The sequence below is a fragment of the Streptomyces sp. NPDC030799 genome (genome assembly GCF_055572255.1).
This window is the reverse complement of the sequence record NZ_JBVIDS010000001.1, coordinates 462,863-487,884: the sequence shown is the minus strand read 5'-3', so window position 1 is coordinate 487,884 and position 25,022 is coordinate 462,863. Positions and strand designations below refer to the sequence as shown.

Sequence of the window (25,022 nt, the reverse complement as noted above, 5' to 3'; positions counted from 1 at the left end):
ACGCGCGTCCCGCGAGGCCGCGCACCGAGCGGATGGGAGGGCGCGGCCGTGAATCTCGTCGTGTACGTGGCGGCCGGGGCTCTTGTGCTGTCCTCCGCCCTTCTGTTCCGCCGGCCCCGCACCGCCCCGTGGAACCCGCTGACCGTGTCGACGTCCGCCGCGGTCGCGCTGGGTGGCCTCGTCTTCGTCTGCTCGGCCCCGCTGACCCTGGCCACCGTCAACGACGTCACCGGCGTACCGAACTTCGGTGCGCCGCTCACGTACGGCATGCTCTCCGCGTACAGCTGCTCACTGCTCGTCCTGCTGATCCACTGGCGGGGCGGGCCGCGCGAGCGGCTACGGCGGGCGGCGCTGCACTGTGTGGCCGCCTACGGGGCGCTGATCGCCGCCATCGTCGTGCTGTTCGCGCTGGCGGACCCGCACACCGAGCGGCTGCGCGATCTCGACACGTACTACGCGAACACACCGGGCATGCGGGAGATGATCCTGCTCTATCTGCTCGGGCACAGCGCGTCGATCCTGGTGATGTGCACGATGTGCGTGAAATGGGGGCGTGAGGTCACCGGGCTGCTGCGGACCGGTCTGCGGCTGATCCTCGTCGGCGCGCTGCTGGACGCCACCGGCTTCCAGCTCACCAAGTACACGGCGGTCGTGGCCCGTTGGACGGGACACGACCTGGACTTCCTGTCCACCACCCTCGCCCCGCCGGCGGCGTCGCTCGCCGCCCTGCTGTGTTCCGCGGGCTTCGCCCTGCCCAGACTGCTGCCCGCGGTCCTCACCCAGTGGCACAGCCTCGGCGACTACCGCCGGCTCGGACCGCTGTGGTCCCAGCTCCGGTTCGCGTCCATCGCCCCCAAGCCCCCCAGCTCGTGGTGGCAGCTGCCGCAGGAACGGCTGCACTGGCGGGAGGTGTCCATCCACGACGCCCTGCTGGCACTCGCCCCGTACTTCGACGACGGCGTCCGTGAGAAGGCACGCGAGGCCGCACGGCGGGCGGGACGCGGACCGCACGAGGCACGGATCGCGGCGGAGGCCGCCATGGTCGCGGACGCCGCGCGGTGCGCCGCCGTCGGCGAGGAGCCGCCCGAGGTGCCGAGCGGCAGCCGCCTGTACGCGACGGAGGTGTCCGGGCCGAGCGGCCTGGTGGAGCTGGCGCAGGCCCTGGAAACCGTGCACACCGGGGGAACCGTGGGTGAAGGTGCGGTGAGGACCTCCCATGGCTGAACCTTCGTGGCCCGCTTCCAGCTTGCCCGGTTCGTTCCCGGATGATTCGAGGAGCCCCATGCCGCGTAGAGCCGTCGTCATCGGTGCCGGACTGGCCGGCATGCTGGCCGCCGCGGCGTTGTCCGCCTCCGTGGAGGAGGTGATCGTGCTGGAGCGCGACGACCTGCCCGACGGCCCCGAGCACCGCCGTGGGCTTCCGCAGGGGCACCATGCCCACCTGCTCATGGCCGGCGGCCTGGCCGCCATGGACGAGCTGGTGCCCGGGACGGGCATGCGTGAACGGCTGCTCGCCGCCGGTGCCCACGAAGTCGCCCTCGGCCAGGGCCTGGTGGCGCTCACCCCGGAGGGGTGGTTCCGCCGCTGGCGGCACGAGGGGCCCCGCATGCTCACCTGCAGCCGGGCGCTGCTGGACTGGGTCGTACGGGCCGCGGTGCTGGCCGGCACGGACGTGCGGATACGCAAGGCGCAGGCTCTCGGACTGATGGGGGACGCCGACCGGGTCCGGGGGGTCCGCATATCGACGCCCGACGGTGAGCGGGAACTCGAAGCCGACTTCGTGACCGACGCCGGCGGGCGCGGGTCCCGGGTCCTGAAGTGGCTGGCGGAACTCGGCGTTTCGGGCATCCGCGAGAAGACCGTGGACGCCGGTCTCGTCAATGCCACCCGCATCTACCGCAGGCCCGCCGGGGCCGAGCTGTTTCCGTTGACACTCCTGCAGGCCGACCCCTACCGAGGGCGGCCGGGGCGCAGTGGGATGGTCCTGCCCATCGAGGGCGACCGCTGGATGGTGAGCCTCGCCGGCACCCGGGGCGGCCAACCGCCGGCCGACCCCGAGGGTTTCCTGCGGTACGCGTCGGACCTTCCCGACCCCATCGTCGGCCGGCTGATCTCCGGCGCCGAGCCCCTCACCGAGGTGCGCATCAGCCGCAGCACCAGCAACGTACGGCGCTATCTGGAGAAGGCCCGCCAGTGGCCCGACGGGTTCGTCGTCCTCGGTGACGCGGTGGCCACGTTCAACCCGGCCTACGGCCAGGGCATGTCGGTGGCCGCGCTCGGCGCCGGGGTGCTGGGCGCGGAACTGCGGCGCGGCGGGATCGGCGCGCCCGGGCTGGCCCGGCGGGTGCAGCGGGGGGTCGCCAGGTCGGTCGCGGCGGCATGGGCGATGGCGGTGGGCCAGGACGTCTGGTTCCCCCAGGTGCGGGGCGCCCGGCCGGGCGTCGCGGATCACCTCGTCACCCGGTACTCGCGCCGCATGACGAAGGCGGCCACCGGCTCCTACCGGGCGGCCGCCGCCGTCTGGGACGTGACGAGCCTCGCGACGGGACCGTCCCGTCTGCTGCGCCCGGACGCCATGCTCGCGGCCCTGACCGGCCCGCTCCTTCCGGCCCTGCCCCAGCCGCCGCTGACGGCACAGGAGTGGAAGATCCTGCGGGAGCTGGACCGCGCGCGAGGGTGAACCGGTCAGCCCGCGAACGCCGGCTGGGCGACACCCTGGCCCGCGCCCGGTACCACCAGCAGCGAGCCCGCCACCGGGTGCGGTGCCGAGAGCCCCGTGCGGGCCGTCGTGACGTACAGGTCGGTCAGGCCGGCGCCGCCGAACGCACAGGCGGTCGTACGAGGCGTGGGCAGGCTGATCACCCGGTCCAGCTCACCGCGGGGCGTGTACCGCCGCACCGCTCCCCCGTCCCACAGCGCCACCCATACGCACCCGTCCGCGTCGACCGTCAGCCCGTCCGGGAAGCCCGCACCCTCCTCGATCCGCACGAACGGCCGGCGGTCATGGACGCGCTCGCCGTCGTAGGCGAAGACGTCGACCCGGCGGGTCGGGCTGTCCACGTAGTACATGAGGCCCCCGTCAGGACTCCAGCCCGTGCCGTTGCTGACCGTGACGCCGGGCAGGACCGTCTCCGCCGTCCCGTCACCGGTCAGCCGGCTCAGCGTGCCGCCGCCCGCCGCCTCGTCGTACCGCATGGTGCCCGCCCACAGCGAGCCGTCCGGCGCCACCGCGGCGTCGTTCGCGCGGCGGCCGGCGACCGGCTCGTGGTGCAGCCAGCGGAAGGTGTCATCGGGGTCCAGCAGCCCGACGCCGTCCCGCAGATTGAGCACCAGGCCACCGCCCGCGCGGGGCTTGGCCGCGCCCACGTGCTGCTCCGTCGTCCGCACGCTACGACGGCCCGTGGCGGGGTCGTAGGTGTGGACGCGCATGCCCAGGATGTCGAGCCAGATCAGCCGGTCCGTCGCCGGGTCCCAGGCCGGGCCCTCGCCCAGCTCCGCCTCGGCCCGTACGGCGACCTCGTATCCGGCGCTCATGCCGCGCTCCGGTGGCCCAGCCGCTCGGACAGCTCCGCCGCGCCCTTGACGGCCAGCTGCTCCAGCTCGGCCCGGCGCTCGTCGCTCCAGCGGATCGTGGGGACCGAGATGGACAGCGCCGCGACCACCTGACCCGTGCGGTCGCGCACCGGAGCGGCCACACAGCTCACGTCCGGGTTGGACTCGCGGCTCTCCACCGCGATGCCCCGCTGCCGGATCCCCGCGAGGGCCTCGCGCAGGGCGGCCGGGTCGGTGATGCTGTTGGGGGTCATCGCGGTCAGCTCGGCGCCGTCCGGGATCCGTACCGCGAGCTCCTGTTCCGGCAGCGAGGCAAGCAGCATCTTGCCGACCGAGGTGCAGTGGGCGGGCAGACGGCGGCCGGCCGCGGAGACCATGCGGACGGCGTGCGTGGAGTCCACCTTGGCGATGTAGATGACGTCGGTGCCCTCCAGGATCGCCACGTGCACCGTCTCGTCGCAGGTCTCGGCGACCGAGCGGGCCACCTGCTGGCCCTCGGCGGAGAGGTCGAGCTGCTCGGCGTAGCGGCTGCCGAGCTGGTACGGGCGTACGCCGAGCCGGTAGCGTCCGGGCTGTCCCGGCACGGGCACGATGTACGACCGTGCGGCGAGCGTGGTGACCAGCTCGTGCACGGTGGTGCGCGGCAGCTGGAGCCTGCGCACGATGTCGGGGGCGGAGAGCGTCCCGTCCCCGTCGAGGAACAGCTCAAGAATGTCGAGAGCCCGGGTCACGGCAGGCACGAGGCGTCCCACGTCCGGCCCCCTCCTTGGATGTAAGCGCCCACTGAGAACCTCTCGTTCGAGATATCAACAGGCGATCGGCATGACGAACACAGGCTAGTCACGGGGAGGTGTACGGGCAATGGTCCGGAGCAGGCCGGGCACGATGGGGGCATGTACGTCGACTTCCAGCTGGTGCTGCTGCGTCGCATGGCCGACCACAATCCGGACCTGGTCGAGGATGCCCGGCGCCTTCTGGGCGCGTCGGTCGCGGACATGCGGGAGGCCAACAAGCGCTGGCAGGCGATGGTCCGCTCGCCGCGATCCGGATCGGCCGCCGCCCGCTACCGGTCCGTCCTCGGCGAACCGGAGTCCGTCCTCCCGCGCCGCCTGGGCGACGTCGACTGCGAGGCCCGGCGCTGGGTTGTGCCCCTCTGGCCCGACCTGCGCTTCGAAGTGCTGGTCGGGCCGGACGGGGCGGTGTGGAACGAGTGGCTGGTGCGGGCGCCGGACGCCCCGGCGCCCCGCCTGGAGACCCTGCACGACCTCGTCCCCTGGTCCTGCACGGTCGACGAGGCCGCCCGCGCCTTCGCCCCGGCCCGCCCGCTGGAGGGCACGGCACCCACCCGGTGGGGGCTCGCCTTCACCGCGCCCGGCCCGGACGGCGTACGGCACGAGGTGGTCGCGGAGTTCACCTGGGGGCTGCTGCAGCGGACGGCCGTCATCACCTAGGGGTGTCGTTCGGATCAGGCCGGCCGTGACGAGCGACGCCGGGATGACCCGAACGACACCCCTGGATCAGTCGTCGAAGGCCGTCGCCCGAGTCCGCTTCTCCCAGGCGCCGACGTCCGCGCGGACCTGATCCAGATGGGCCAGGACGGCACTCACCCCGTCCTCGCCGAGCGGCAGCCGCAGCGGGGTGTCCTCGGCCTCCAGCGCGGCCAGGATCAGGGCGGCCGCCTTGGCCGGGTCGCCGGGCTGGCTGCCGTGGCCACCGGCGACGGCACCCCGGGTCTCGGCGACCCTGGCGTACACCCCGGTGTCGGAGCTGACCCCGGCCCGGTCGGCCTCGAACAGCGCGGTCCGGAACGCGCCCGGCTCGACGATCAGCACCTTGACGCCGTACTCCCGCACCTCGTCCGCGAGCGCCTCGGACAGGCCCTCCAGGGCGAACTTCGTCGCGCTGTACGCCCCGAAACCGGCGAAGGACATCTGGCCGCCCATGCTGCTCATCTGCACGATCGCGCCGGAGCGCCGTTCCCGCATCTGCGGCAGCACCGCGCGGACGAGGGCCGCCGGGCCGAAGAAGTGCAGGTCGAACAGGGCGCGCAGCTCGTCGTCGGTGGTCTCCTCGACGGCTCCGACATGGGTGCGTCCCGCGTTGTTGACCAGCACGTCGATCCGCCCGTGCCGACCCACGACATCCCGGACCGCCTCCTCGACGGCACCCGGGTCGGCGACGTCCAGCCGCAGCGCCTCCACCTGGTCGGGATGGGCGGCCACCAGGTCCCCCAGGGCCTCCGGGCGCCGGACCGCACCGACCACCACATCACCGGCGGCCACGGCCGCCTCGGTGATCGCCCGCCCGAAACCGCTGCTCGCCCCGGTCACCAGCCATACCTTGTTCATCACAACTCCCCGTACCTCTCGATTCGTTCGACACGGACCAGACTGCCGCCGGATGCTGTTGCCCGTCCAAGACCCTTGGTGATGACCATCGGCCATGACCACGGACGTCCACGAGAAGCTGTACGTCTCGCAGCCCGCGCTGAGCAAGCAGATCCGGGCGCTGGAGCGGCAGTTGGGGGTGGAACTGTTCCGGCGCGACCGGCACGGGGTGGCCTTGACGGGCGCGGGCGAGGCGCTGCTGCCGCACGCGCGCACGGTGCCGGCCGCATGAGAGGCGGGCGCGGCGGCACGGCTGCCGCCGCGCGGGCGCGATCAGCCACAACGGCGCCGCAGCCGCGATACGACACCTCGCTGCACCCCCGTGGGCACTACTCGGCAGCCCCCAGAATCGCCTCCACCACCCGCTCCAGCGACCCGGGGTGCAGCCAGAGAAACAGATTCGGCTCCACCAGCTCCAGCTCCATCAGCCGGGGCTCCCCATCCTCTCCGTCCACGAGATCCACGCGCGCGTACAGCAACTCGGAACCACCGGGCACCACACTCAACGCCTTCTCGGCAACTGCCAGTTCGGCGTCCGTCGGCCGCCACCGCTCCAGGTCCGGATGAGCCACCTTCTCCGCGTCGTACGGCGTCCCCGGCGCAAGCACCGCACCCTTGCGGCTCGCGTGCAGCAGCCGCCCGCCGAAGAACTGCAGCACCCTCTCCCCGCTGACGTCGATGCCCCGCACATACGGCTGCACCATCGCGGTGAAGCCCTCGGCGTGCATCCGGGCGAGCTGCCCTGCGGCCTGCTCGTGCTCGGCGGGCGTGTAGCGGGCGGCGAACCGGGCGCCCGCGCCCGAGGTCGGCTTGATCACGAACTCGTGGCCGTCGGGCAGGCCGGCCCGCTCGCCCGGCGCTATGTAGCGCGTGGGGACGGTGGGCACGCCGGCCGCCGCCAGCTCGCCGAGGTAGCGCTTGTCGGTGTTCCAGCGCACCACGGACGCCGGATTGGCGAGCCGGGTGAGCGCGCCGACGCGCTCCACCCAGGCCCCGAACTCCGCGGCCCGCCAGCTGTAGTCCCAGGTGGAGCGGATGACGACGAGGTCGTAGCCGCCCCAGTCGGCGTCCGGGTCGTCCCAGTACCGGGCCTCGGCCTCGGCGCCGGCCTCGCCCAGCGCCCGCACCAGCTCCGGCAGGTCCGTGTCCTTGCCGGGCTCGGCGCCGGGGTCGTAGGTGGCGAGGGCGATGCGGGGCACGGCGGGCTCCCTGTCGTACGACGATGCGATCACGGCGAGGCTAACAACCGTCGCTGCCCGGTATGAAGTTGATCAGGCCATCGACCGCGGCTGGCGGCGTACTCGGGCGCGGTCGTCGGGAGGAGCCGGCTGGTGTAGGAAGGGTGCCGACGGTCGAGCGACAGTCCCAGAGTTAGGAGTGCGCCGCGTGTCCTCCCTCTTCCCCGCCCTGGCGGACGGCCCGGGCGAGCGCAGCAAGACGGGCGTCCCCCCGGACGAAGTCCGGGGGAGGATCGCCCTGCGGTTCGGCGAACGGTCGTTGACGTACGGCGAGCTGGCCGGTGCCGCCGGTGCGCTCGCCGCCCGGCTGCGGGGCGCCGGCCGGGTCGCCGTGTGGGCCGCCCCGGAGCTGGAGACCGCCGTCGCCGTGACGGGCGTCCTGCTCGCCGGGGCCGCCGCGGTGCCGCTGAACCCCAGGTCGGGCGAGAAGGAACTCGCGCACATCGTCTCCGACAGCGCACCGGCGCTGGTGCTGGCCGCACCGGGCACGGAACTCCCCGGCGCGCTCGACGGGCTGGAGCGGCTCGACGTCGACGCGTCCGCCCCCGCCGCCGTACCCGGCCGGACGGCCTCCGCCGGAACGGTCTCCGACGAGGATCCGGCGTTGATCGTCTACACCTCCGGTACCACCGGCCCGCCCAAGGGCGCCGTCCTGCCCCGCCGGGCCCTCGCCACCACCCTGGACGCACTGGCCGACGCCTGGCAGTGGACGGCGGACGATGTGCTGGTGCACGGGCTGCCGCTGTTCCATGTGCACGGGCTGGTGCTGGGCGTCCTGGGCCCGCTGCGGCGCGGCGGCGGCGTCCGGCACCTGGGCCGCTTCAGCACCGAGGGCGTGGCACGGGAGCTGAACGCCGGCGCGACCATGCTGTTCGGGGTGCCGACGATGTACCACCGCATCGCCGAGGCCCTGCCGGCGGACCCCGAGCTGGCCGAGGCGCTGGGCCGGGCCCGGCTGCTGGTCTCCGGGTCGGCCGCGCTGCCCGTGCACGACCACGAGCGGATCGCGGCCGCGACCGGGCGACGGGTGATCGAGCGGTACGGCATGACGGAGACGCTCATGAACACCAGCGTGCGGGCCGACGGGGAGCCGCGCGCCGGGACCGTGGGCGTGCCGCTGCCCGGTGTCGAGCTGCGGCTCGTGGAGGAGGACGGGACGCCGATCACCGCGTACGACGGGGAGAGCGTCGGCGAGATCCAGGTGCGCGGGCCGAACCTGTTCACCGAGTATCTGAACCGGCCCGACGCCACGGCCGCCGCGTTCACCGCGGACGGGTTCTTCCGCACGGGTGACATGGCCGTCCGCGAGCCCGACGGCTATGTGCGGATCGTCGGGCGCAAGGCCACGGACCTGATCAAGAGCGGCGGGTACAAGATCGGGGCCGGTGAGATCGAGAACGCGTTGCTGGAGCACCCCGGGGTGCGGGAGGCGGCGGTCACCGGGGAGCCGGACGCGGACCTGGGCGAGCGGATCGTGGCCTGGATCGTCCCGGCGGACCCCCGGGCAGCGCCGGGGGCCGAGGAGTTGGCGGACCACGTGGCCCGTCGCCTCGCCCCGCACAAGCGCCCCCGCCTCGTCCGCTACCTGGACGCGCTGCCCCGCAACGACATGGGCAAGATCATGAAGCGGGCGCTGACCGATGCCTGAGCGACGCTCGGCCCGGGACATACTGACCCTGGTCGCGGACCCCGGCACCTTCACCGAACTCCCCTCACCTCCAAGGGAATGCGCACCCGACGGCCCCCTCGGCTGGCAGGGTTACGACGCCTCGCGCGCCCGCGCCGCCGCCCGCACCGGCGAGGAGGAGTCGGTCGTCTGCGGCACCGCGCGCGTCGAGGGCACCCCGGCCGTACTGATCGCCTTCGAGTTCGGCTTCCTGGGCGGCTCTCTGGGCGAACGCACCGGAGACCGCCTGGAGGCGGCGTACACCCACGCCCGCGCACACCGGCTGCCGGTCGTGCCGCTGATCGCCACCGGAGGCAGCCGCATGCAGGAGGGCATGCTCGCGCTGAGCCAGCTCCAGCGTGTGGCCCGGCAGTCGGCGCTCACCCGGGAGGCGGGACTGCCGCAGATCGCGGTGGTGCGGGACCCGACGACCGGCGGCGGCTGGGCCACGCTCGGCGCGGGCGCGGACGTCGTCCTGGCCCTGCCCGGCGCCCAGGTCGGCTTCGCCGGCTCCCGCGTCCGCCCGCCCGGCGCCGACCCGTCCGCGTACACGGCGGAGTCCCAGCTGGCGGCGGGCTCGGCGGACGCGGTGGTGGCTCCGGCGGAGCTGAAGGAGGCCCTGGGGGCATGGCTGCGCCTGCTCACCTCCCCGTCCGCCGATGCGCCTGCCCCACCACCGGCGCTGAGCGGCGCCGGCCTCCCGGCCACGGGCTGGGACGCCGTCCGGCGCGCACGTGCACCCGAACGCCCGCGCGCCCGGGCCTACTTGGACGTGTACTTCACTCACCGCCGCGCCATCAGCGGTGACCGGTGCGGCGGCACCGATCCCGACGGCATCCTCTGCGGGTTCGGGGAGCGGGACGGCCGTACCGTCGCCTACGCCGCACAGACCGGAGCGGCGACCCGCCCCGCCGGCTTCCGGACCGCGGCCCGCCTGATCCGGCTGGCGGACCGCCTCGGCATCCCGGTGCTGACGCTGGTGGACACCCCGGGCGCCGCGAACGACGCGGAGGCGGAGCGGCAGGGGGCCGGCGCGGCGATCGCGGAGGTGTTCGAGGCGGTGGCCTCGGCCCGCGTCCCCGTCACCACGCTCGTCATCGGCGAGGGCGGCTCCGGAGGAGCACTGGCGCTCGCCGCACCGGCGAACACCTGGGCCGCCCCGGACAGCTACTTCTCGGTGATCGCCCCGGAACTGGCAGCGGCCATCCTCAAACGCCCGGGGCAGGAGGTGCGGACAACCGCCGACCAGCTGCGGATCCGGCCACAGGACCTGGTGGAACTGGGGGTGATCCGGGGCATCGTCTGAACGCCGCCGCCCGGCCCGCAGCGCAGTTCCGGCCAGGCGTGAAAGCACCGGGACAGCTCACTTCCCGTGCGTCACAATGGAGTTGATCCAGGTACAACCGCACGGGGGCAGTCGACTTCATGAACAAGCTGGTGGAGTTCACCACGGAGGACGGCGCCGTGGTCGTCGTGGAGACCGCGGACGCCGTGAGCGGAACCAAGCTCGTCTCGCGTGGCGAGGCCCCGGCGGCGCAGGCCACCCGTACCTTCGAGGCAGCCCTGGACGGCGTCCGTTCGGCGGCCCACTCCGCCCTGCGGGTCTTCCGGGACGGCGCGCTGAGCCCCGACGCCGTGGAGCTTGAATTCGGTGTGAAGCTGAGCGCGGAGGCCGGCGCGGTGATCGCCAAGGGCGCTGCGGAGGGCCAGCTGGTGGTCAGACTGAAGTGGGCGTCAGGGGCGGCGGAGCCCACGCCCCGGTCATGACGGGTACCGCCTGGCAGGCCCGGATCGAGTGCGGGGGCGTGGTGGCCGGGGCGGGCTTCCTCGTCACCCCCCGCACGGTGCTGACCTGTGCCCACGTCGTCCAGGGCGATCCGGTGACGGTGAGTTTCCCCAACCGGCCGGAGCTGGCCGGGCTGCCCGCGGCCGTGACCGTGCCCGGCGGCTGGGCGGGCGGTGCCACCGACCCCGGCGACCTCGCCGTACTGGAACTGGACCGCGACGTACCCGTGGCGCCCGCGCGGTTCGCGCCGCCCGGCGCGGAGCAGGGCAGCCCGTCCCTGCTCGCGTACGGCTTCCCCGACGGCTACGACGAGGGCGTCCTCGCCCAGTACCGCGCCGTGTCCCGGACGCTGATCGCCGACCAGTGGGTACAGCTGGAGGCCACCTCCGCGCACGGGCAGCCGCTGGCCGGCGGGTTCAGCGGGGCGGCGGTGACCCTGCCGGACGACCGGGTGGTCGGCATGGTGGCGCAGGTCGCGGGGGAGCCGGACGTCCGGGTCGGGCGGATGCTGCCCACGGAGGTCATGGCCCGCTACTGGTACGGCCTGGGCGCTCTGGTCCCCGGCCCCGGCGCCGCCTCCCCGGCCGCGACCGGGCGGCTGCACGCGCTGGTGCGGCGCGCGGAGGCCGTCGGCCTGGACTGCGATCCGGACCGGCTGTACGGGCATGCCGTGGGCCCCTTCGGACCGGACCTGCCCCCGGGCGGGTTCGGCTCGCTGCGGGCCGCCGCGGCCTATGTGCAGTGGCAGGTCGACGACCCCGAGGCGGTGCCCCGCCTCGCCCGCCGGCTGGCCGAACTGCTCGCGGGTCCGCCCGCGCCGCGCACCTCCGCCTGGTCGCCCATCGTGGTGGAGCTGGAGCGCAGTGGCGCGGGCCAGGACCAGGTCACCGTGCGGGTGTCGGCCTACCGCGACGGGCAGCGGCGCCCGGTGGACACGGGCCGGCTGCCGCGCGGTGAGGTACGGGCCTATGTGCAGCAGCGCGTCGACCGCGCCTTCGTCCACCTCGCGGAGGGCGCCGAGGCACTGCTCGCGTTCGTCCTGCCCCGCGAGTGGCTCAACGAGCCGGTCGCGCACTGGGAGTGCGGCCCGGAGGACTCCACCCCGCTCGGCTGCGCCCATCCGCTCGTCGTCACCGACGCCACCCGGCACCGCAGTGGCCGGCTGCGCCACCACCTCGCCAAGAAGTGGCGGAGGCTGGAGACCGGGCCGACGGCCACGGCGCTGCACCGGGTCGACTGCACGAGCCCGGAGCGCCCGCCCAGCCTGCGCAAGCGCCTGCGGGACGAGGACGCCGACCTGGTGGGCTACGCCGCGCCGCCCACCGCCCTGCCCGGCCACTTCGAGGCCGGTCTGAACGTCCCGGTCCCCGTGCTGCTGTGGCCGCGCACCGGCTGCGCCGACGTCGGCCACGCCCCCGCCGCCTGTGCGGGGGCCGCCTTCCTGGACGCCCTGGGCCCGGCCGTGCGGGGCGTCCCGGCCGCCGAACTCCCGCGCCGGATCAGGTCCCTGCGGGAGGAGGCGGCGGCCGACGACGCCCCCGACCGGCACTGGGCGAAGGACATCCAACTGCTGTGGGACGACCCCCACTGCTTCCCCGAGCCCGCCGCCGGCCTGCACTCCCCCGTCGCCTGAACCGAGCACCGCACCCGATGGAGAAGAAGGACCCCATGCCCCTGTGGCCCGTCTACACCGGCTCGAAGGAGCCGCACGACGGCATCGCCCAGCTGCCCCCGCCCCCGCCCTGGCGGGACTTCGACGGCGGCCCGGTGCTCCCGACCCCCGCCGACACCGACGACGCCTCGGCCAGCTCCCCCGACCGCACCCACCGCGCCGCCACCTACCAGGCGACCGACCGCACGGTCCAACTGGTCAACGCGGCCCTCTACTTGCGCCGCCCGCTGCTGGTGACGGGCCCGCCGGGCACCGGCAAGTCGTCGCTCGCCTACGCGGTGGCCCGGGAGCTGGGACTGGGCCCGGTGCTGCGCTGGAACATCACCAGCCGCAGCACCCTGCACGACGGCCTCTACCAGTACGACCCCCTGTCCCGCCTCTACGCGGCCCGCCAGGCCGCGGCCACCGGGGAACCGGACGGACCCGCCCCCGAGTCCGGCCTGGAGGACCATCTGCGCCTCGGCCCCCTGGGCACCGCGCTCCTGCCGTACGCCCGTCCCCGCGCCCTGCTGATCGACGAGATCGACAAGAGCGACCTGGACCTGCCGAACGACCTGCTCAACGTCCTGGAGGAGGGCCAGTACGAGATCCCCGAGCTGGTCCGCGCCGCCCGGCACACCCCCGTCGCCGAGGTGATGGTCGACGGCACCCACGACCGCGTCCCGGTGACGCACGGCCGGGTCCGCTGCCGTGCTTTCCCCTTCGTGGTGCTGACCAGCAACGGCGAACGCGAGTTCCCGCCCGCGTTCCTGCGCCGCTGCGTGACCCTGCGGCTGCGGCAGCCCGACGACCGCCATCTCGCCGACATCGTCCGCGCCCACCTCGGCGAACCGGACGCCTACGCCGAGTCGCTGATCACCCGCTTCCTGTCCCGGTCCGGCCACGGCGACCTGGCCACCGATCAGCTCCTCAACGCCATCTACCTGGCCCGCTCCGCCGGCCTGAGCGCCGAGTCCCTGGACGAACTGGCCGAACAGCTCATGCCGTACCTCGGCGAGGCCCCGCAGGCAGATGCCTTCTGAACACCCCGCCACGGCGGCCCCCGACCCGCACGCCCGCCTCGCCGACGTCCTGGCCCTGGCGACGGACGGCGCCCGCCCGACCCCGCTGGAGCTGGCCGAACTGCTGTGGCTGGCCCGGCAGCTGCAACCGGCGGACGGCGGGGTCGAGCAGGCCGGGCGTCCGGCGCAGGCGGCAAAGCCGGAACCCACGCCTCGGAGCCCTGTCCGGGAACCCGCCGGCCCGGCCACCGCCCCCGACCGCACCGAAGGCCTCGGCTCCCCCGCCCCGGCGTCCCCGCGCGCCCCGCTCCATCTGCCCTCGCCCACCCCCACGGCGGGGCTCTACGCCGCCCTGCACACCCCCGCACCGCCGATGCTGCGCCACCCCCTGGGCCTGCAGCGTGCCCTGCGCCCGCTCAAGCGCCGCACGGACGCCCCGGTCGGCCACCGCCTCGACGAGCAGGCCACCGCCGACCGCATCGCCCGGCTCGGCGCGGGACCCGAGTGGTGGCTGCCGGTGCTGCGCCCGGCCCGGGAGCGCTGGCTGCGCCTGAACCTGGTCTACGACGCCGGCCCCACGATGCCCGTCTGGCGGCCCCTGATCCGCGAACTGCAGCAGGCGCTGGCCCAGTCGGGCGTGTTCCGCACACTGGCCGTGCACCGCGCCGACCCCGACGGCACGGTCCGCGGCGCAGGCTCGTACGATCCCGGCGACGGCCGTACGGTCACGCTGCTGATCAGCGACTGCATGGGTCCGCAGTGGTGGCAGGGCGAGGCGGGCAGCCGCTGGTACGGCACCCTGCACCGCTGGGCCCGGCGGATGCCGCTGGCGGTGGTCCAGCCGCTGCCCGAACACCTGTGGCGCGGCACGGCGCTGCCCGCCGCACCGGGGGTGTTCTCGGCTCCGTTCCCGGCCGCGCCGACGGCGGCACTGACGTTCACGCCCTACCAGGAGTACGGGGAGTGGGGGGAGTACGGGCAGCGGGGGACAAAGGCACCGCAGGAGGCGGTGGCGCTGCCCGTGCTCGAAGCCGGTCCGCGGTGGCTCGCACACTGGGCCGGGCTGGTGGCGTCCATGGGCGGATCCGCGTTTCCGGGCACGGCCGCCCTGCTGGGCTCGCCGCTCGGGCCGGAGGACGCCGGGGACCGCACCGACCTCGCCGCTCTCACCGCCGAGGAACTGGTGCTGCGCTTCCGGGCGACGGCGTCCCCGGAGGCGTTCCGGCTGGCCGGCCATCTCGCGCTCGGCCGCCCCGACCTGCCCGTGATGCGGCTGGTGCAGCGGGCGGTCGAACCGGATCCGCGCCCGCAGCATCTGGCCGAGGTGATCCTCAGCGGTGTCCTGACGACGGTCCCGGGGCCGCCGGGGTCGTACGCGTTCCGCCCCGGCGTGCGCGAGCTGCTGCTGCGCGGCCTGCCCCGCTCCGCACGCGGCGCCACGGCCGAACTGCTGGCCCGGGTCGGCGGATTGATCGAGGAGAGGGCCGGAGCGGCACCCGGCGAGTTCCGCGCGGTGACGCCCGCGGCCGAGGGTACGGGGGCGGCTGCGGACGGGGAGGCGTTCGCGACCGTACGGCCGGAGAGCGTGCGGCAGTTGACGGGCGGTGGGGACGAGCCCGGGGTGCCGCGTGACCGGATCGGCCGCTATGTGCTGGTGCGGCGGTTCACTCCGTCCGGGCGGGCCGTGTGGCTGGCCGATGACCCGCAGACGGGCCGGCAGGTGGCGGTGCGGTTGTACCGGCCGTTTCCCGACGCCGCACGGCGCGGGGCGTTCCTGCGGGACGCGGAGGGGCTGCGGGCCCTCGCGCACCGCAATCTGGCGCACGTCAGCGACTTCGGCATCGAGAACGGCAGACCGTACGTCGTCATGGAGTACGTGCCGGGCGTCAATCTCAACGCCCTGGCCTCTCCCGACGGTTACCGTGTCCCGGCTCCCCTGCTGGTGTCGGTCGGGACGCAGGTGGCCCAGGCGCTCGAAGCGGTCCACGAGGCGGGCCTCACCCACGGTGACCTCGGCCTGTCCCGGGTGATGCTCAGGCCCGACGGCACGGTCCGGCTCAGCGGCTTCGCGCCGGGCCGGACCTCCGGGGCCGAGGGGCGGGCCCAGGACCTGGCGAAGCTGGGCAGGCTGCTGCTGCGCCTGGCCTCGGGCACCGGACGGCCCGCGCCGCCGTTCGCGCCGGACCGGCTCCGGCACCTCCCGGAGAGCCTGCGCGAACCGTACGCACGCGCCCTCGGCCTGCTGATCTCCGGGTCGCCCCAGGACCAGCTGCGGGGCAGGGACCTGCTCATGGACGGGGAGCTGCTGCGACTCGCCCAGGAGGGGTACGACCAGCGGCGTTCCTACCGCATCCTGGGTCCGGTGACCGTGCGGGTGGGCAGCCGCGACGTGGAGCTGGCCCCTGAGGAGGCCGCGGTGCTCGCGATGCTGGTGCTGCGGGACGGCCGCGAGGTGAGCCGCGCCGACCTGCGGGCCGGTCTGTGGGCCCGGCACGAGGAGCCGGCGGACGCCGCGGCGGCCATGGACCGGATCACGTCCCGGCTGCGCACCCGCCTGGGTCCCGGCGTGCTGGCCGTGCTCCCTGCCGGGTACGCCCTGCACACCAGCGCCGACTTCGTGGACCTGGCGCGCCACGAGCACTTGGAGCGGACGGCCAGGGAGCGGGCGAGGACGGGAGAGCACCGGGAGGCAGTCGCGCTCCTTGACATGGCTCTCCTGCTGTGGCGCGGGGAGGGCCCGCTCGCCGGGGTACCCGGCCCTGCGGCCCGCAAGGCGCGCGGCCGGCTCCTCGACCTCCGCCTCGTGCTGCATCGCAAGACCGCCGAACTGCACCTGGATCTCGGCGAGTATCACCGTGCCGAAGCGCAACTCACCGAACTGGTCCGGCAGTACCCGTCCCGAGAGGACTTCCGCCTTCTGCTGCTGATCACCCTGCGCCAACAGGGCCGTACCGAGGAAGCCCTGGAGGTGTACGAGGAGTACGAGCTCGCCGGCGGCCGGAACCCGGAGCTGCTCGCGCTGGGGCACGAACTGCGCGGGGAGGTGGACGAGCCCGCGGACGACTCCGGCTCGTCCCCCGGCGGCTACGGCACTGCCCCGCTCTCGCAGAACCCGGTCCCGGAGCCCGACGCGCTGCCGGAGGGCAGTTTCCCCACCGAGGAGTCGCTGCCGTCGATCTTCGAGATGCAGGACCAGGAGACGGCGGCGGAGGAGGAGCCGCTGCCGCAGGACGAGAGCCTGTTCGCCGTCGAGCGGCCGAACGAGGACGAGGACGAGGAGGACGACGGCCCCGGTCCGGACATCCTCTACGACGACCTCTTCGACGATCCCGACGGCGACCGGCCCCTGCCCGCCTACGACACGGTCGCCGTCTACGAGTTCGCCGACGGCCCCCGGCATCCGGACGACGTGGCCGCGCTGGGCCGGGCGGTCACCCGGCTGATGGCGGCGAGCGGGTCGGAGGGCCACTGGTTCGGCGCGACCCGGGATCGCACCAGCTGGTGGGTGCAGACGCATCCGGACGAACCGGGCCTGCCGCTGCTGAGCGCCACGGTGAGGCACTTCGAGGAGGAAGTGGTGCGGCTGGGCGGGCTGCGCTGGCGGGTGACCTTCACGTGCGCGTTTCCCGGCGGCGACGAGGTACCGGACCCGGAGGCCGTCAGCCGGATGCTGGACGCCGCCGAGGACCGGCGGGGCATCGTCGCCGTACCGCAGACGCTGCGGGAGGAGCTGGACGAGGAGGAGGACCTGGCTCCCTGGCTGGAGCCCCTGCGCCGGGGGACCGACGCGGGTTGGTGCCGGCTGTGCCGGCTGCCGCACGCGCTCTTCGACGGCACGCACCCGCTGCCCCCCGTCGACGGCCCGCACCCGCTGCCGCCCGACGGCATCTTCCCCGAGGGAACGGGCGAGACCAGGGTGGTCGTCTACTCGTCCGGCGCCGAACTCGGCCTCGCCCAGGGGCCGCAGAGCGAGGAGTACTTCGAGGTCGACCTCACCGAGCGGCGCCTGGAACTGGACGAGACCGAGTCGTCCCTGCGGGCCACGGGCACGGCGGTCTGGCGTGTCAGCGACCCGCTCCGGGCCGTGGCGCACGCGGGCGACGGGTCCTTCGCCGAGCGCATCAGGGGGGCGGTGCGACACCACCTGGCGAGCGCCTCCCCACGCACCGTGCCGCAAGGGGCACGGCTCTCCCTCGACCTCGGCCCGGACGCCGTACCCGGATGCACCGTCCACTGTGAGCTGTCCCTGACCCGGACCCGTAGCTGACCAGGCGACACACCGGCGTACCTCCGGAAAACCCCCATTCAGCGGCGCCCCGCCCGGCCCCCTCCAGAAGGCGCCCGCCCCCGGACCCCGCGCAGGATGCAGACAGAGGGAACAGGCCCGCGCACCCCGGGAGGATCTGCCGTGACCGTCCGTCTGGAGCAGCTGCGGCGCTGCCACTTCGCCGTCGACCTGGGCGCGGCCCGCACCCGGGTGTATGTGAAGGGCGCCGGTCTCGTGGTCGACCAGCCCTCGGTCGCCGCCGTGAACACGCGCAGCGGGTCACTCATGGGGGTCGGCGACTTCGCGGAGCGGATGACGGGACGGACGCCGGGTTACATCCGGGTCGTGCGGCCCATCTCCGGTGGCACGGTGGTCGACATCGAGATGGCCCAGCGCATGCTGCGGCAGCTGCTCGGCGACAAGGTGCGCCGTGCCCTGCGGCGCAATCTGCGGCTGCGGGCCGCCGCGTGCACCCCGCACGGCGCGGATCCGCTGGCCCAGCGGGCGACCGTCGAGACGCTGGTCGGACTGGGTGCGCGCCGGGTCGAGCTGGTGGACACGCTGATCGCCGCCGCCGTCGGCTGCGGGCTGCCCGTCGAACGCCCCGAGGCCACCATGATCATGATGTGCGGGGCGGCGGCCACGCAGGTCGCGGTGCTCTCGCTCGGGGCGGTCGTGACCGCCGAGCGGGTCCCGGTGGGCGGCGAGGTCGTGGACCAGGCGATCGTGCAGCACCTGCGGCACGCGCACGAGCTGATACTGCCCAGCCAGTCCGTACGTCCGCTGCAGCTGGCCCTGTCCGGCAACGGACTGACCTCGCAGGGCCCGTCCTCCACGGTGATCAACGGCCGGGACGTGGTCACCGGGCTCGCGCGCAGCGTGCGCGTCGACACCGCAGCCGTGCGGGAAGCGATCGAGACCCCGCTGACCGCCGTCCTCGACGGCATCGGCAAGGTGCTGCGCGACTGTCCGCCCGACCTGGTCGCCGACCTCGCCGACCGCGGGATCACGATGGTGGGCGGCTCGGCACTGCTGCCCGGCTTCGACCAGATGCTGCGGCAGGCCACCGGGATGCCGGTGCACATCGCCGAAACCCCCGACATCTGCGCGATCCAGGGCATCGGCGCCATGCTGGAGGGGCGGATCGAGCCGCTGGTCCTGAACCCCCTGGTCGCCTGAACCGCGCACCGTGACCTCCCACGGCGAACCCCCGGTTCACCGCACCACGTAACATCGAATGGTGGTCCCCGCAGGCCCCGTGTGCACCCGCACCAGGTCCGCCACCAGATTGACCAGCAACAGGCCACGCCCGCCCCGCTGGTCCCGGGAGGCCGGCCGCCGGCCGGCCAGCGGATCGGCCAGTCGCCCCTTGTCGCGGACCTCGCACAGCACATACCCGCCCTCGGCCCACACCGTGAGCCCGCCGGTGCCGCCGCCGTGGAGGACGCTGTTGGTGGTCAGCTCGGCGGTGATCAGCGCCAGGTTCTCCAGTCCCAGGCCTGCCAGGCCCAGCCGGGCGCCGTGCTCGGTGGCGAGGTGCCGTACGGCGGACAGCGAGTCCTCGTCGAAGGCGGTGGTGAACACGCCCGTGCCGTCGCCGGGGGCGGGCGGCAGCGGCTCGTTGTAGCGGGCGGCCACGCCCTCGGGGTCGTAGGTCTCGCTCCTGCGCTGCGCGCCGCCGGCCGGGATGACGACCGGATGGGTGGCGTGGGCGTCGGCGAGCGCGCGCTCGTCCAGCCGGGCGGTGTCGTACGGGCACAGGATGGTGACCTCGCGGCCCTGGAACGCGGCGTTGATCAGCGCCTCGTGCTGGGCGCAGGCCGGGTACTCGGCCGGGCTGCGGCCCGCCCAGATGGGCTCGCCGATGATGTGGACGCGTCGGCCGGACGGCTGGGCGTCGGCGAAGGCGCGCAGCACGCCCGGGATGATCCGGCCGGGGTTGCGGCCGGCTTCCCGCATGTCCAGGAACCGTACGGCGTCGCCCTCGGCGCCCAGCGCGTCCTGGATCAGCCGCAGGTTGTCGCCGGGTACGGCGACCGCGACCGGTGCGCCGGCCGCCAGCGCGTCACGGACGAAGGGGACGGTGCCGGCCAGGTACTCCTCCGCGTCGCCGTAGAACAGCGCGGGGTGGACGAAGGGCTCGACGGGGTCGACGGATCCTGCCTTCGGCGCTGTGGTCATGACGCCGCCACCTCGATCGCGGGAAGCCCGGGCCACAACAGCTCCAGGACGCGGGGCAGCGCGGCCGGCGGGCGGTCCAGCACCAGCCGCCGCTCACCGAACCGCCGGGCGGCGTCCGCGAGCGCCTCGGCCCCGGCGACGTCGACGAAGGACAGCGCGGAGAGCTCCACGTGGTACACGTCCCCCTCGTCGCGCACGGCACCCTCCAGCGCCCGCTCCCAGACGCCGTGGGTGGGCAGGCTCACCTCGCCCACCGCCCGGAATCCGGTCCGCCCGGTGAGCGGGTACACATCGAGCCAGGGCGCCGGCAGGGCACCGGTCGCCCGCCGGGGCCGTACCACCTCGGGTCCGCTCACACCTTCTCCCACTCGCACAGGAAGAGAAGTGCCCAGTATGCCGCTCGGCTCACCTGCTCGGGACCGGATCCGGGAACGACGGGTGTAGGCCAAGGTGCGCAGGGCAGCCGAGCGGCGTGGCACCGAGCGGACCGAAGAGAGCGGAGAACGGGGCGGCGACATGCGTTCTGCGGCACACGCACCGCACACCGGACGGCCGGACACCCTGGTCGTCGTCGGTCACGGGCAGGGTGACCGGATCGTCCTGCGGGCGCGTGGCGAACTGGTCCAGGGCTGTACGGACACCCTCGCCGGGATCCTGGCCGGGCTGCCGGCGGACATCGCCCGGATCGAGCTGGACCTGACGGAGGTGTCCTTCATGGACTCGACCGGCACGGCGTTCCTGGAAGTGCTGCGGGAGTACGGCCGCCGGCACGGTGTCGCGGTCTCGGCCACCGGCTGGCGGGGTCAGCCGCGCCGGGTCCTGGAGCTGATGGGGCTGGACACCACCGACCCGCTGCGCACCGCGCCGGCCGCGGGCCGCCCGGCCCGCACCGCCTCGGCGGTGGCCCGGGAACGCGCCGAGCAGCTGGACTCGCTGCGCCTGGAGATAGCGCAGTTGCGGCACGCGATCGCCTCCCGTCCGGTGATCGACCAGGCGCGCGGGATTCTGATGGCCGCGCACGGCTGCACCCCGGACGGCGCCTGGGACATCCTGCGCGAGACCTCCCAGCGCTCCAACACCAAGCTGCGCCGGGTGGCGGCGGCGGTCACGGCGAGCGTGCGCCCCGGCGGCCCGGCCCTCCCGGAGGACCTGCGCACCGCCCTGCGGGCGGCGGTCGACGGCCGGCGCGGTGCACCGGGGCTCCCGGACGCCGGGTGATGCGGCGGTCAGTACGGCAGGATGCGCCCCGACGGCGTCCTGCGGTCGATCTCCCGCTCACGCGGGGCGGCGGGGCGCCGGCTGACGCGTACCCGGATGCGACGGTCCATGACGCCCTCCCTGTGCCGATGCGGTCCGGCGGTGTAGGCCGGTAGGGGGTGCGTGCCCAGCACGCGGGCCGTTCAAGCATGTACGGGTCAACCAACCGCACATGACGCCGGCACCAACGGTGCAACCGCCGTGGGCATTTGACGCCGCCACAGATCACATCGTTTCTGCAGCTGCGGCGCCCGGTGCGGCGGGCGGCACTCGAACCCACGGCCGACGGGTGGAAGGTGAGCGCAGTGGAGTGGGCGCCCCCTGGTGGCGTCGGCCTACGCTGTAACTCGGCTCTCTCCGTGCCAGGACGGTGGACGGATGAAGACGGACCAGTTCCCGCAAGAGGCGATCGTCCGGAACCTGCTGGACCAGGTGCTCGTCCGGGCGCTGGAGGGCCTGGGCGCGCACACCGGCACGATCTTTCTGCGGGACCCGGCCGGCGAGATCCTGGACATGGAGGTGAGCGTCGGGCTCCCGCCGGAGTTCGTCGGCCCGCTGCGTCGGCTGCGGCTGGCGGGCACGGCCTCGGATCCCGTGGTGGAAGCGGTTCGCGAGCGGCATCTCGTGTGGGTGCGGTCCGGCGAGGACCTCGCACGACGCTACCCGGCCCCCGCCATGCTGATGCCGTACGACCGCGCCCAGGTCTTCGTGCCGATCATGGCCGGGGAGACGGTGTGGGGGGCGATGGTGATGTCGTTTCCGCACGGGCGGTCACCCGAGCTCGGTACGGACGAGCGCCGCTCGGTCTGGTCCTCCGCCCGGTGCGCCGGCTGGCTGCTGCGCGGCGCCGCCGAAACCGGCAGCCGCCTCACGCCGTCACCCGTGCCCCGCTTCCTGCCCGGGGTGGAATCCGCCGCGGTGGACCCCACCGGGAGCCATCCCGCCGCGGACTTCCTCAGGCGTCTGCCCGAAGGCGCCTGCTGTGTCGACGCGAACGGGCGGATCACCTTCATCGACCGGACGTCGGCCGGTCTGCTGGGGCTGGGCGCGCAGAGCATTCCCGGCCTGCGGGGCAGCGTGCTGTGCGAGGCGGTCCCGTGGCTTCGCCGGGCAGGTTACGAGGACCGGCACCGGGCGGCGGTGTTCAGCATGCTGCCGACCTCCTTCACGGCCGTTCGGCCCGGCGGCGGTCGTCTGCTGTTCCAGCTCTATCCGGACCCCACGGGTGTCAGCGTGCGCATCCGCGAGACCGGCGACCGCGGCGATGCACCGGCGCCGCGCGACATGAAGGAGGAGACCAGTGCGAGCCGGCTCAGGGTGGTCCATCACCTGCTGCACCTGGCCGGCTCCCTGACCCAGGCGGCGACCGCGGGTGAGGTCGCCGACCTGGCGGCCGAGCACTTCCTGCTCGCCTTCCAGGCGCAGACCGTTGCCCTGCTGGTGCCGGAGGCCGGACGCGTGCGGATCATCGGCCACCGCGGGGTGCGCGCAGAGCTGCTGAGCCGCTTCGACCGGAAGCCGCTGACCGCACAGCTGCCCAGCGTTTTCGGGCTGACCACCGGGGCCCCGGCGTTCTTCGCCTCCCGGCAGGAACTGTGCGCTTCCGGTGGTGTCGCGGCCGACGACGGCATGTCCGCCTGGGCGTATCTGCCGCTGATCGCTTCCGGGTATCCGGTCGGAACGTGCGTGCTCGGATACGACCGGCCCCATCGCTTCCCGTCCGAGGAACGGGCCCTGCTGACGTCCGTCAGCGCCCTGATCGCCCAGGCGCTGGAACGGGCCCGGCAGTACGACGCCCAGCAGCAGGTCGCCCACGGTCTGCAGGCCGGCCTGCTGCCCCGTCACCTTCCGGTGGTGCCGGGTCTGCAGGTGGCCGCCCGCTATCTGCCCGCCAGCCACGGCATGGACATCGGCGGCGACTTCTACGACCTGATCCGGCTCTCCGCCACCGAGGCCGCCGCCGTCATCGGCGACGTCCAGGGGCACAGTGTGCGCGCCGCAGGGCTCATGGGCCAGGTCCGCACCGCCGTGCACGCCTATGCCGTCGCCGGCGCGGCCCCCGGCGAGGTCCTCGCCCGCACCAACCGCCTGCTCGTCGATCTCGAAGCCGACCTGCTCGTCAGCTGCCTGTACGCCCACCTCGACCTGACCCGCCGCACCGCCCACCTGGCCACCGCCGGACACTGGCCGCCCTTCCTGCGCCGCCCCGACCTGCGCACCGAGCTCCTGGACCTGCCCCCGGGTCCGCTGCTCGGCGTCGATCCGGCAGCGGAGTACCCCTCGGTCCAGGTCGCTCTCCCGGACGGCACCGTGCTCGCCTTCTACACCGACGGACTCATCGAGATCCCCGGCACCGACCACGCCGTCGACACCACAGCCCTGTGCGCCGTGCTCTCCCACGCCGGCCGCCTGCCCCACGACATCGCCGACGCGCTCCTCGCCCGGGCCCAGCCCACGGGAAACCGCACCGACGACACCGCCCTGCTCGTGTTGCGCGCCGAGGCGACGGCGTGACACGCAGCCGACGGCGGAGAGCGGCGGCCCTGCGGTCGGCCTCGGTGAGCATGGCGTCCACGGGCAGGCCGGCGGCGGCGACGGTGCGCAGGACGGAGCGGTACCGGCTCATGGCCACCGCGGCCTGGAGGCCGTGCCCCAGCACATCGCCCATGACCGACATGCCCTTTCGGCCGGCGCCGGCCCCAGCAGCAGCCGCGCTCGTGGCTGAGGTGAGAGGGGACGGGATCGGTGTGACACTGGGCACGGAAGGGGTGATCCCGTGTCGGACCCACCGCACGCGTCCTCCGGTTCCGACACCGCCGTCGACGAGAATCGGCTGGCAGAGCTGATCATCGAGGCGCAGACAAGCCTGCCCGTCGAACTGCCGGCCCTGGCGAACCGGTGTGCTTCGGCCCTCGGCCTGGACACCGCGCTGGTCTACCTCGTCGATCTGCAACAGCGGCTGCTCATCCCACTCGACGAGGCCATGGAGCCGCTGCCGGTGAACCGCTCGTCGGCCGGCTCGGCCTACCGCACACTCTGCCCGCGGGTGGCCGACACCGGCGACGGCTCGGTCGTCTGGATGCCTCTGGTCGACGGTGCGGAGCGGCTGGGCGTGCTGGCGGTGGGTACCGCCTCGCCCGACCGGGTGCGGATGCGCCGCATCCGGATGCTGGCCGATCTGTTCGCCATGCTGATCACCTCCAAGCGCGCCTACAGCGACTGGCTCGCCGCCCGCACCCGCACCGAGCCCATGCGGCTGCCCGCCGAGATGCTGCGGGCCTTCCTTCCGCCCCGCACCATCGGCAGCAGAAGGTGCGTCTCGACCGCGGTCCTGGAACCGGCGTACGACATCGCCGGCGACGCCTTCGACCACTCGGTGGTCAAGAACGTCCTGCACACCATGATCCTCGACGCCATGGGTCACGACCTGACCGCCGGCCTGACCACGTCGGTCGCCATGGCGGCGGCGCGCAACGCCCGCCGCGGCGGGCGCGACCTGGCCGACGTCGTCGGCTCCGTCGACCAGGCGCTCGCACAGTGGCTGCCCGACCACTTCTGCACCGGGGTGCTGTGCCGGCTCGACGCCGAGACCGGGGTGCTGCGCTGGGTGAACTGCGGTCATCCCCCACCGCTGCTGATCCGTGCCGAGCGGGTGCTCGAGGGGGCGCTGGACAGCCCCCCGCAGCCGCCGATCGGCCTGGCTGTCCAGCTCACCCCGGGAGCCCGGCAGGTACACGAGACGACACTGGAACCGGGCGACTGCGTCCTGCTCTACACCGACGGTGTCGTGGAGGCTCGCGACGCGGACGGTGCGGAGTTCGGCCTCGACCGGTTCACCGACTTCATCATCCGCTCGCACGCCGCCGGCCAGCGCCCGGCCGAGGTCCTGCGGCTGCTCATCCACGCCATCCTCGAATACCAGCGCAACCAACTGCGGGACGACGCGACCATCCTCCTCTTCGAGTGGCGCCCGCAGCACCGGTGACGGGAGACCGCGCCAGGCCGGCGCCCGGCC

The 25,022-nt window shown here is 74.1% G+C and carries 19 protein-coding genes and 1 pseudogene; 14 read left to right on the top strand and 6 right to left on the bottom strand.

Going from position 1 to position 25,022, the window contains the following annotated elements; genetic code table 11:
• Positions 1 to 48: 48 nt before the first annotated feature.
• Together ACZ41I_RS02095 and ACZ41I_RS02090 are read left to right on the top strand one after the other, a co-directional pair.
• Positions 49 to 1,224, top strand: coding sequence for an MAB_1171c family putative transporter (locus ACZ41I_RS02095; RefSeq protein ID WP_363215720.1), 1,176 nt, complete (start codon positions 49 to 51; stop codon positions 1,222 to 1,224).
• Positions 1,225 to 1,282: 58 nt separating this feature from the next.
• Positions 1,283 to 2,680, top strand: a complete 1,398-nt coding sequence (locus ACZ41I_RS02090) for an FAD-dependent monooxygenase (RefSeq protein ID WP_468512954.1) — start codon at positions 1,283 to 1,285, stop codon at positions 2,678 to 2,680.
• A 5-nt stretch (positions 2,681 to 2,685) separates the two neighbouring features.
• Here ACZ41I_RS02090 and ACZ41I_RS02085 read toward each other — a convergent pair whose 3' ends face one another.
• Positions 2,686 to 3,534 (bottom strand): SMP-30/gluconolactonase/LRE family protein, encoded by an 849-nt coding sequence (locus ACZ41I_RS02085; RefSeq protein ID WP_468512953.1) that lies wholly within the window; start codon positions 3,532 to 3,534, stop codon positions 2,686 to 2,688.
• Entirely contained in the window at positions 3,531 to 4,304 is a 774-nt protein-coding gene (locus ACZ41I_RS02080) for an IclR family transcriptional regulator (protein WP_468325880.1), read from the bottom strand. Before ACZ41I_RS02080 ends, ACZ41I_RS02085 begins: the two co-directional genes overlap by 4 nt.
• 141 nt (positions 4,305 to 4,445) lie before the next feature.
• Between ACZ41I_RS02080 and ACZ41I_RS02075 the strand changes: the two genes are divergently transcribed.
• Positions 4,446 to 5,003, top strand: coding sequence for a hypothetical protein (locus ACZ41I_RS02075; protein ID WP_468512952.1), 558 nt, complete (start codon positions 4,446 to 4,448; stop codon positions 5,001 to 5,003).
• 66 nt (positions 5,004 to 5,069) lie between these two features.
• On the opposite strand, the gene ACZ41I_RS02070 is transcribed toward ACZ41I_RS02075, so the two are convergent.
• Positions 5,070 to 5,900, bottom strand: a complete 831-nt coding sequence (locus ACZ41I_RS02070) for an oxidoreductase (protein ID WP_468512951.1) — start codon at positions 5,898 to 5,900, stop codon at positions 5,070 to 5,072.
• A gap of 94 nt (positions 5,901 to 5,994) precedes the next feature.
• On the opposite strand from ACZ41I_RS02070, the pseudogene ACZ41I_RS02065 reads away from it, so the two are divergent.
• Positions 5,995 to 6,165: pseudogene (locus ACZ41I_RS02065) on the top strand (LysR family transcriptional regulator); the annotation flags it as partial.
• 103 nt (positions 6,166 to 6,268) lie between these two features.
• On the opposite strand, the gene ACZ41I_RS02060 reads toward ACZ41I_RS02065, so the two are convergent.
• Positions 6,269 to 7,138 carry an ATP-grasp domain-containing protein gene (locus ACZ41I_RS02060; RefSeq protein WP_468512950.1) on the bottom strand — a complete coding sequence of 290 codons (870 nt, stop codon included), beginning with the start codon at positions 7,136 to 7,138 and terminating at the stop codon, positions 6,269 to 6,271.
• 187 nt (positions 7,139 to 7,325) lie between these two features.
• Here ACZ41I_RS02060 and ACZ41I_RS02055 point away from each other — a divergent pair, with 187 nt between their 5' ends.
• The 7 genes from ACZ41I_RS02055 (at position 7,326) to ACZ41I_RS02025 (ending at position 18,748) form a co-directional block, all read left to right on the top strand.
• Entirely contained in the window at positions 7,326 to 8,825 is a 1,500-nt protein-coding gene (locus ACZ41I_RS02055; protein WP_468512949.1) for an acyl-CoA synthetase, read from the top strand.
• Positions 8,818 to 10,149, top strand: coding sequence for a carboxyl transferase domain-containing protein (locus ACZ41I_RS02050; RefSeq protein ID WP_468512948.1), 1,332 nt, complete (start codon positions 8,818 to 8,820; stop codon positions 10,147 to 10,149). Before ACZ41I_RS02055 ends, ACZ41I_RS02050 begins: the two co-directional genes overlap by 8 nt.
• Before the next feature lie 119 nt (positions 10,150 to 10,268).
• Positions 10,269 to 10,610: a CU044_2847 family protein gene (locus ACZ41I_RS02045; protein ID WP_363215712.1), complete on the top strand. Its 342-nt coding sequence runs from the start codon at positions 10,269 to 10,271 to the stop codon at positions 10,608 to 10,610.
• The gene (locus tag ACZ41I_RS02040) at positions 10,607 to 12,262 is read left to right on the top strand and encodes a VMAP-C domain-containing protein (RefSeq protein WP_468512947.1); all 1,656 of its coding nucleotides are present in this window, start codon (positions 10,607 to 10,609) and stop codon (positions 12,260 to 12,262) included. The genes ACZ41I_RS02045 and ACZ41I_RS02040 overlap by 4 nt, the downstream gene beginning before the upstream one ends.
• A 35-nt stretch (positions 12,263 to 12,297) precedes the next feature.
• Positions 12,298 to 13,323 (top strand): AAA family ATPase, encoded by a 1,026-nt coding sequence (locus tag ACZ41I_RS02035; RefSeq protein WP_399771820.1) that lies wholly within the window; start codon positions 12,298 to 12,300, stop codon positions 13,321 to 13,323.
• Positions 13,313 to 17,569: an SAV_2336 N-terminal domain-related protein gene (locus tag ACZ41I_RS02030; protein WP_468512946.1), complete on the top strand. Its 4,257-nt coding sequence runs from the start codon at positions 13,313 to 13,315 to the stop codon at positions 17,567 to 17,569. The genes ACZ41I_RS02035 and ACZ41I_RS02030 overlap by 11 nt, the downstream gene beginning before the upstream one ends.
• A gap of 141 nt (positions 17,570 to 17,710) precedes the next feature.
• Positions 17,711 to 18,748, top strand: coding sequence for a rod shape-determining protein (locus ACZ41I_RS02025; protein WP_468512945.1), 1,038 nt, complete (start codon positions 17,711 to 17,713; stop codon positions 18,746 to 18,748).
• 36 nt (positions 18,749 to 18,784) lie between these two features.
• Here ACZ41I_RS02025 and ACZ41I_RS02020 read toward each other — a convergent pair whose 3' ends face one another.
• A complete protein-coding gene (locus tag ACZ41I_RS02020) occupies positions 18,785 to 19,750 on the bottom strand; it encodes an anti-sigma factor RsbA family regulatory protein (RefSeq protein WP_468512944.1) in 966 nt (321 codons plus the stop codon).
• Positions 19,747 to 20,106 (bottom strand): STAS domain-containing protein, encoded by a 360-nt coding sequence (locus ACZ41I_RS02015; protein ID WP_468512943.1) that lies wholly within the window; start codon positions 20,104 to 20,106, stop codon positions 19,747 to 19,749. Before ACZ41I_RS02015 ends, ACZ41I_RS02020 begins: the two co-directional genes overlap by 4 nt.
• A gap of 160 nt (positions 20,107 to 20,266) precedes the next feature.
• Here ACZ41I_RS02015 and ACZ41I_RS02010 point away from each other — a divergent pair, with 160 nt between their 5' ends.
• From ACZ41I_RS02010 to ACZ41I_RS02000, 3 genes are all read left to right on the top strand, one after another.
• Positions 20,267 to 20,968, top strand: coding sequence for an ANTAR domain-containing protein (locus ACZ41I_RS02010; RefSeq protein WP_468512942.1), 702 nt, complete (start codon positions 20,267 to 20,269; stop codon positions 20,966 to 20,968).
• Between the two features lie 417 nt (positions 20,969 to 21,385).
• Positions 21,386 to 23,521, top strand: coding sequence for a SpoIIE family protein phosphatase (locus ACZ41I_RS02005; protein WP_468512941.1), 2,136 nt, complete (start codon positions 21,386 to 21,388; stop codon positions 23,519 to 23,521).
• A gap of 262 nt (positions 23,522 to 23,783) precedes the next feature.
• Positions 23,784 to 24,992 (top strand): PP2C family protein-serine/threonine phosphatase, encoded by a 1,209-nt coding sequence (locus ACZ41I_RS02000; protein ID WP_468512940.1) that lies wholly within the window; start codon positions 23,784 to 23,786, stop codon positions 24,990 to 24,992.
• The last annotated feature ends 30 nt before the right edge of the window (positions 24,993 to 25,022 follow it).

Coding starts and splice junctions, on each gene's coding strand:
- ACZ41I_RS02090 (WP_468512954.1), top strand. CDS start 1,283: ATGCCGCGTAGAGCCGTCGTCATCGGTGCCGGACTGGCCGGCATGCTG.
- ACZ41I_RS02085 (WP_468512953.1), bottom strand. CDS start 3,534: ATGAGCGCCGGATACGAGGTCGCCGTACGGGCCGAGGCGGAGCTGGGC.
- ACZ41I_RS02075 (WP_468512952.1), top strand. CDS start 4,446: ATGTACGTCGACTTCCAGCTGGTGCTGCTGCGTCGCATGGCCGACCAC.
- ACZ41I_RS02070 (WP_468512951.1), bottom strand. CDS start 5,900: ATGAACAAGGTATGGCTGGTGACCGGGGCGAGCAGCGGTTTCGGGCGG.
- ACZ41I_RS02050 (WP_468512948.1), top strand. CDS start 8,818: ATGCCTGAGCGACGCTCGGCCCGGGACATACTGACCCTGGTCGCGGAC.
- ACZ41I_RS02045 (WP_363215712.1), top strand. CDS start 10,269: ATGAACAAGCTGGTGGAGTTCACCACGGAGGACGGCGCCGTGGTCGTC.
- ACZ41I_RS02040 (WP_468512947.1), top strand. CDS start 10,607: ATGACGGGTACCGCCTGGCAGGCCCGGATCGAGTGCGGGGGCGTGGTG.
- ACZ41I_RS02035 (WP_399771820.1), top strand. CDS start 12,298: ATGCCCCTGTGGCCCGTCTACACCGGCTCGAAGGAGCCGCACGACGGC.
- ACZ41I_RS02030 (WP_468512946.1), top strand. CDS start 13,313: ATGCCTTCTGAACACCCCGCCACGGCGGCCCCCGACCCGCACGCCCGC.
- ACZ41I_RS02020 (WP_468512944.1), bottom strand. CDS start 19,750: ATGACCACAGCGCCGAAGGCAGGATCCGTCGACCCCGTCGAGCCCTTC.
- ACZ41I_RS02010 (WP_468512942.1), top strand. CDS start 20,267: ATGCGTTCTGCGGCACACGCACCGCACACCGGACGGCCGGACACCCTG.
- ACZ41I_RS02005 (WP_468512941.1), top strand. CDS start 21,386: ATGAAGACGGACCAGTTCCCGCAAGAGGCGATCGTCCGGAACCTGCTG.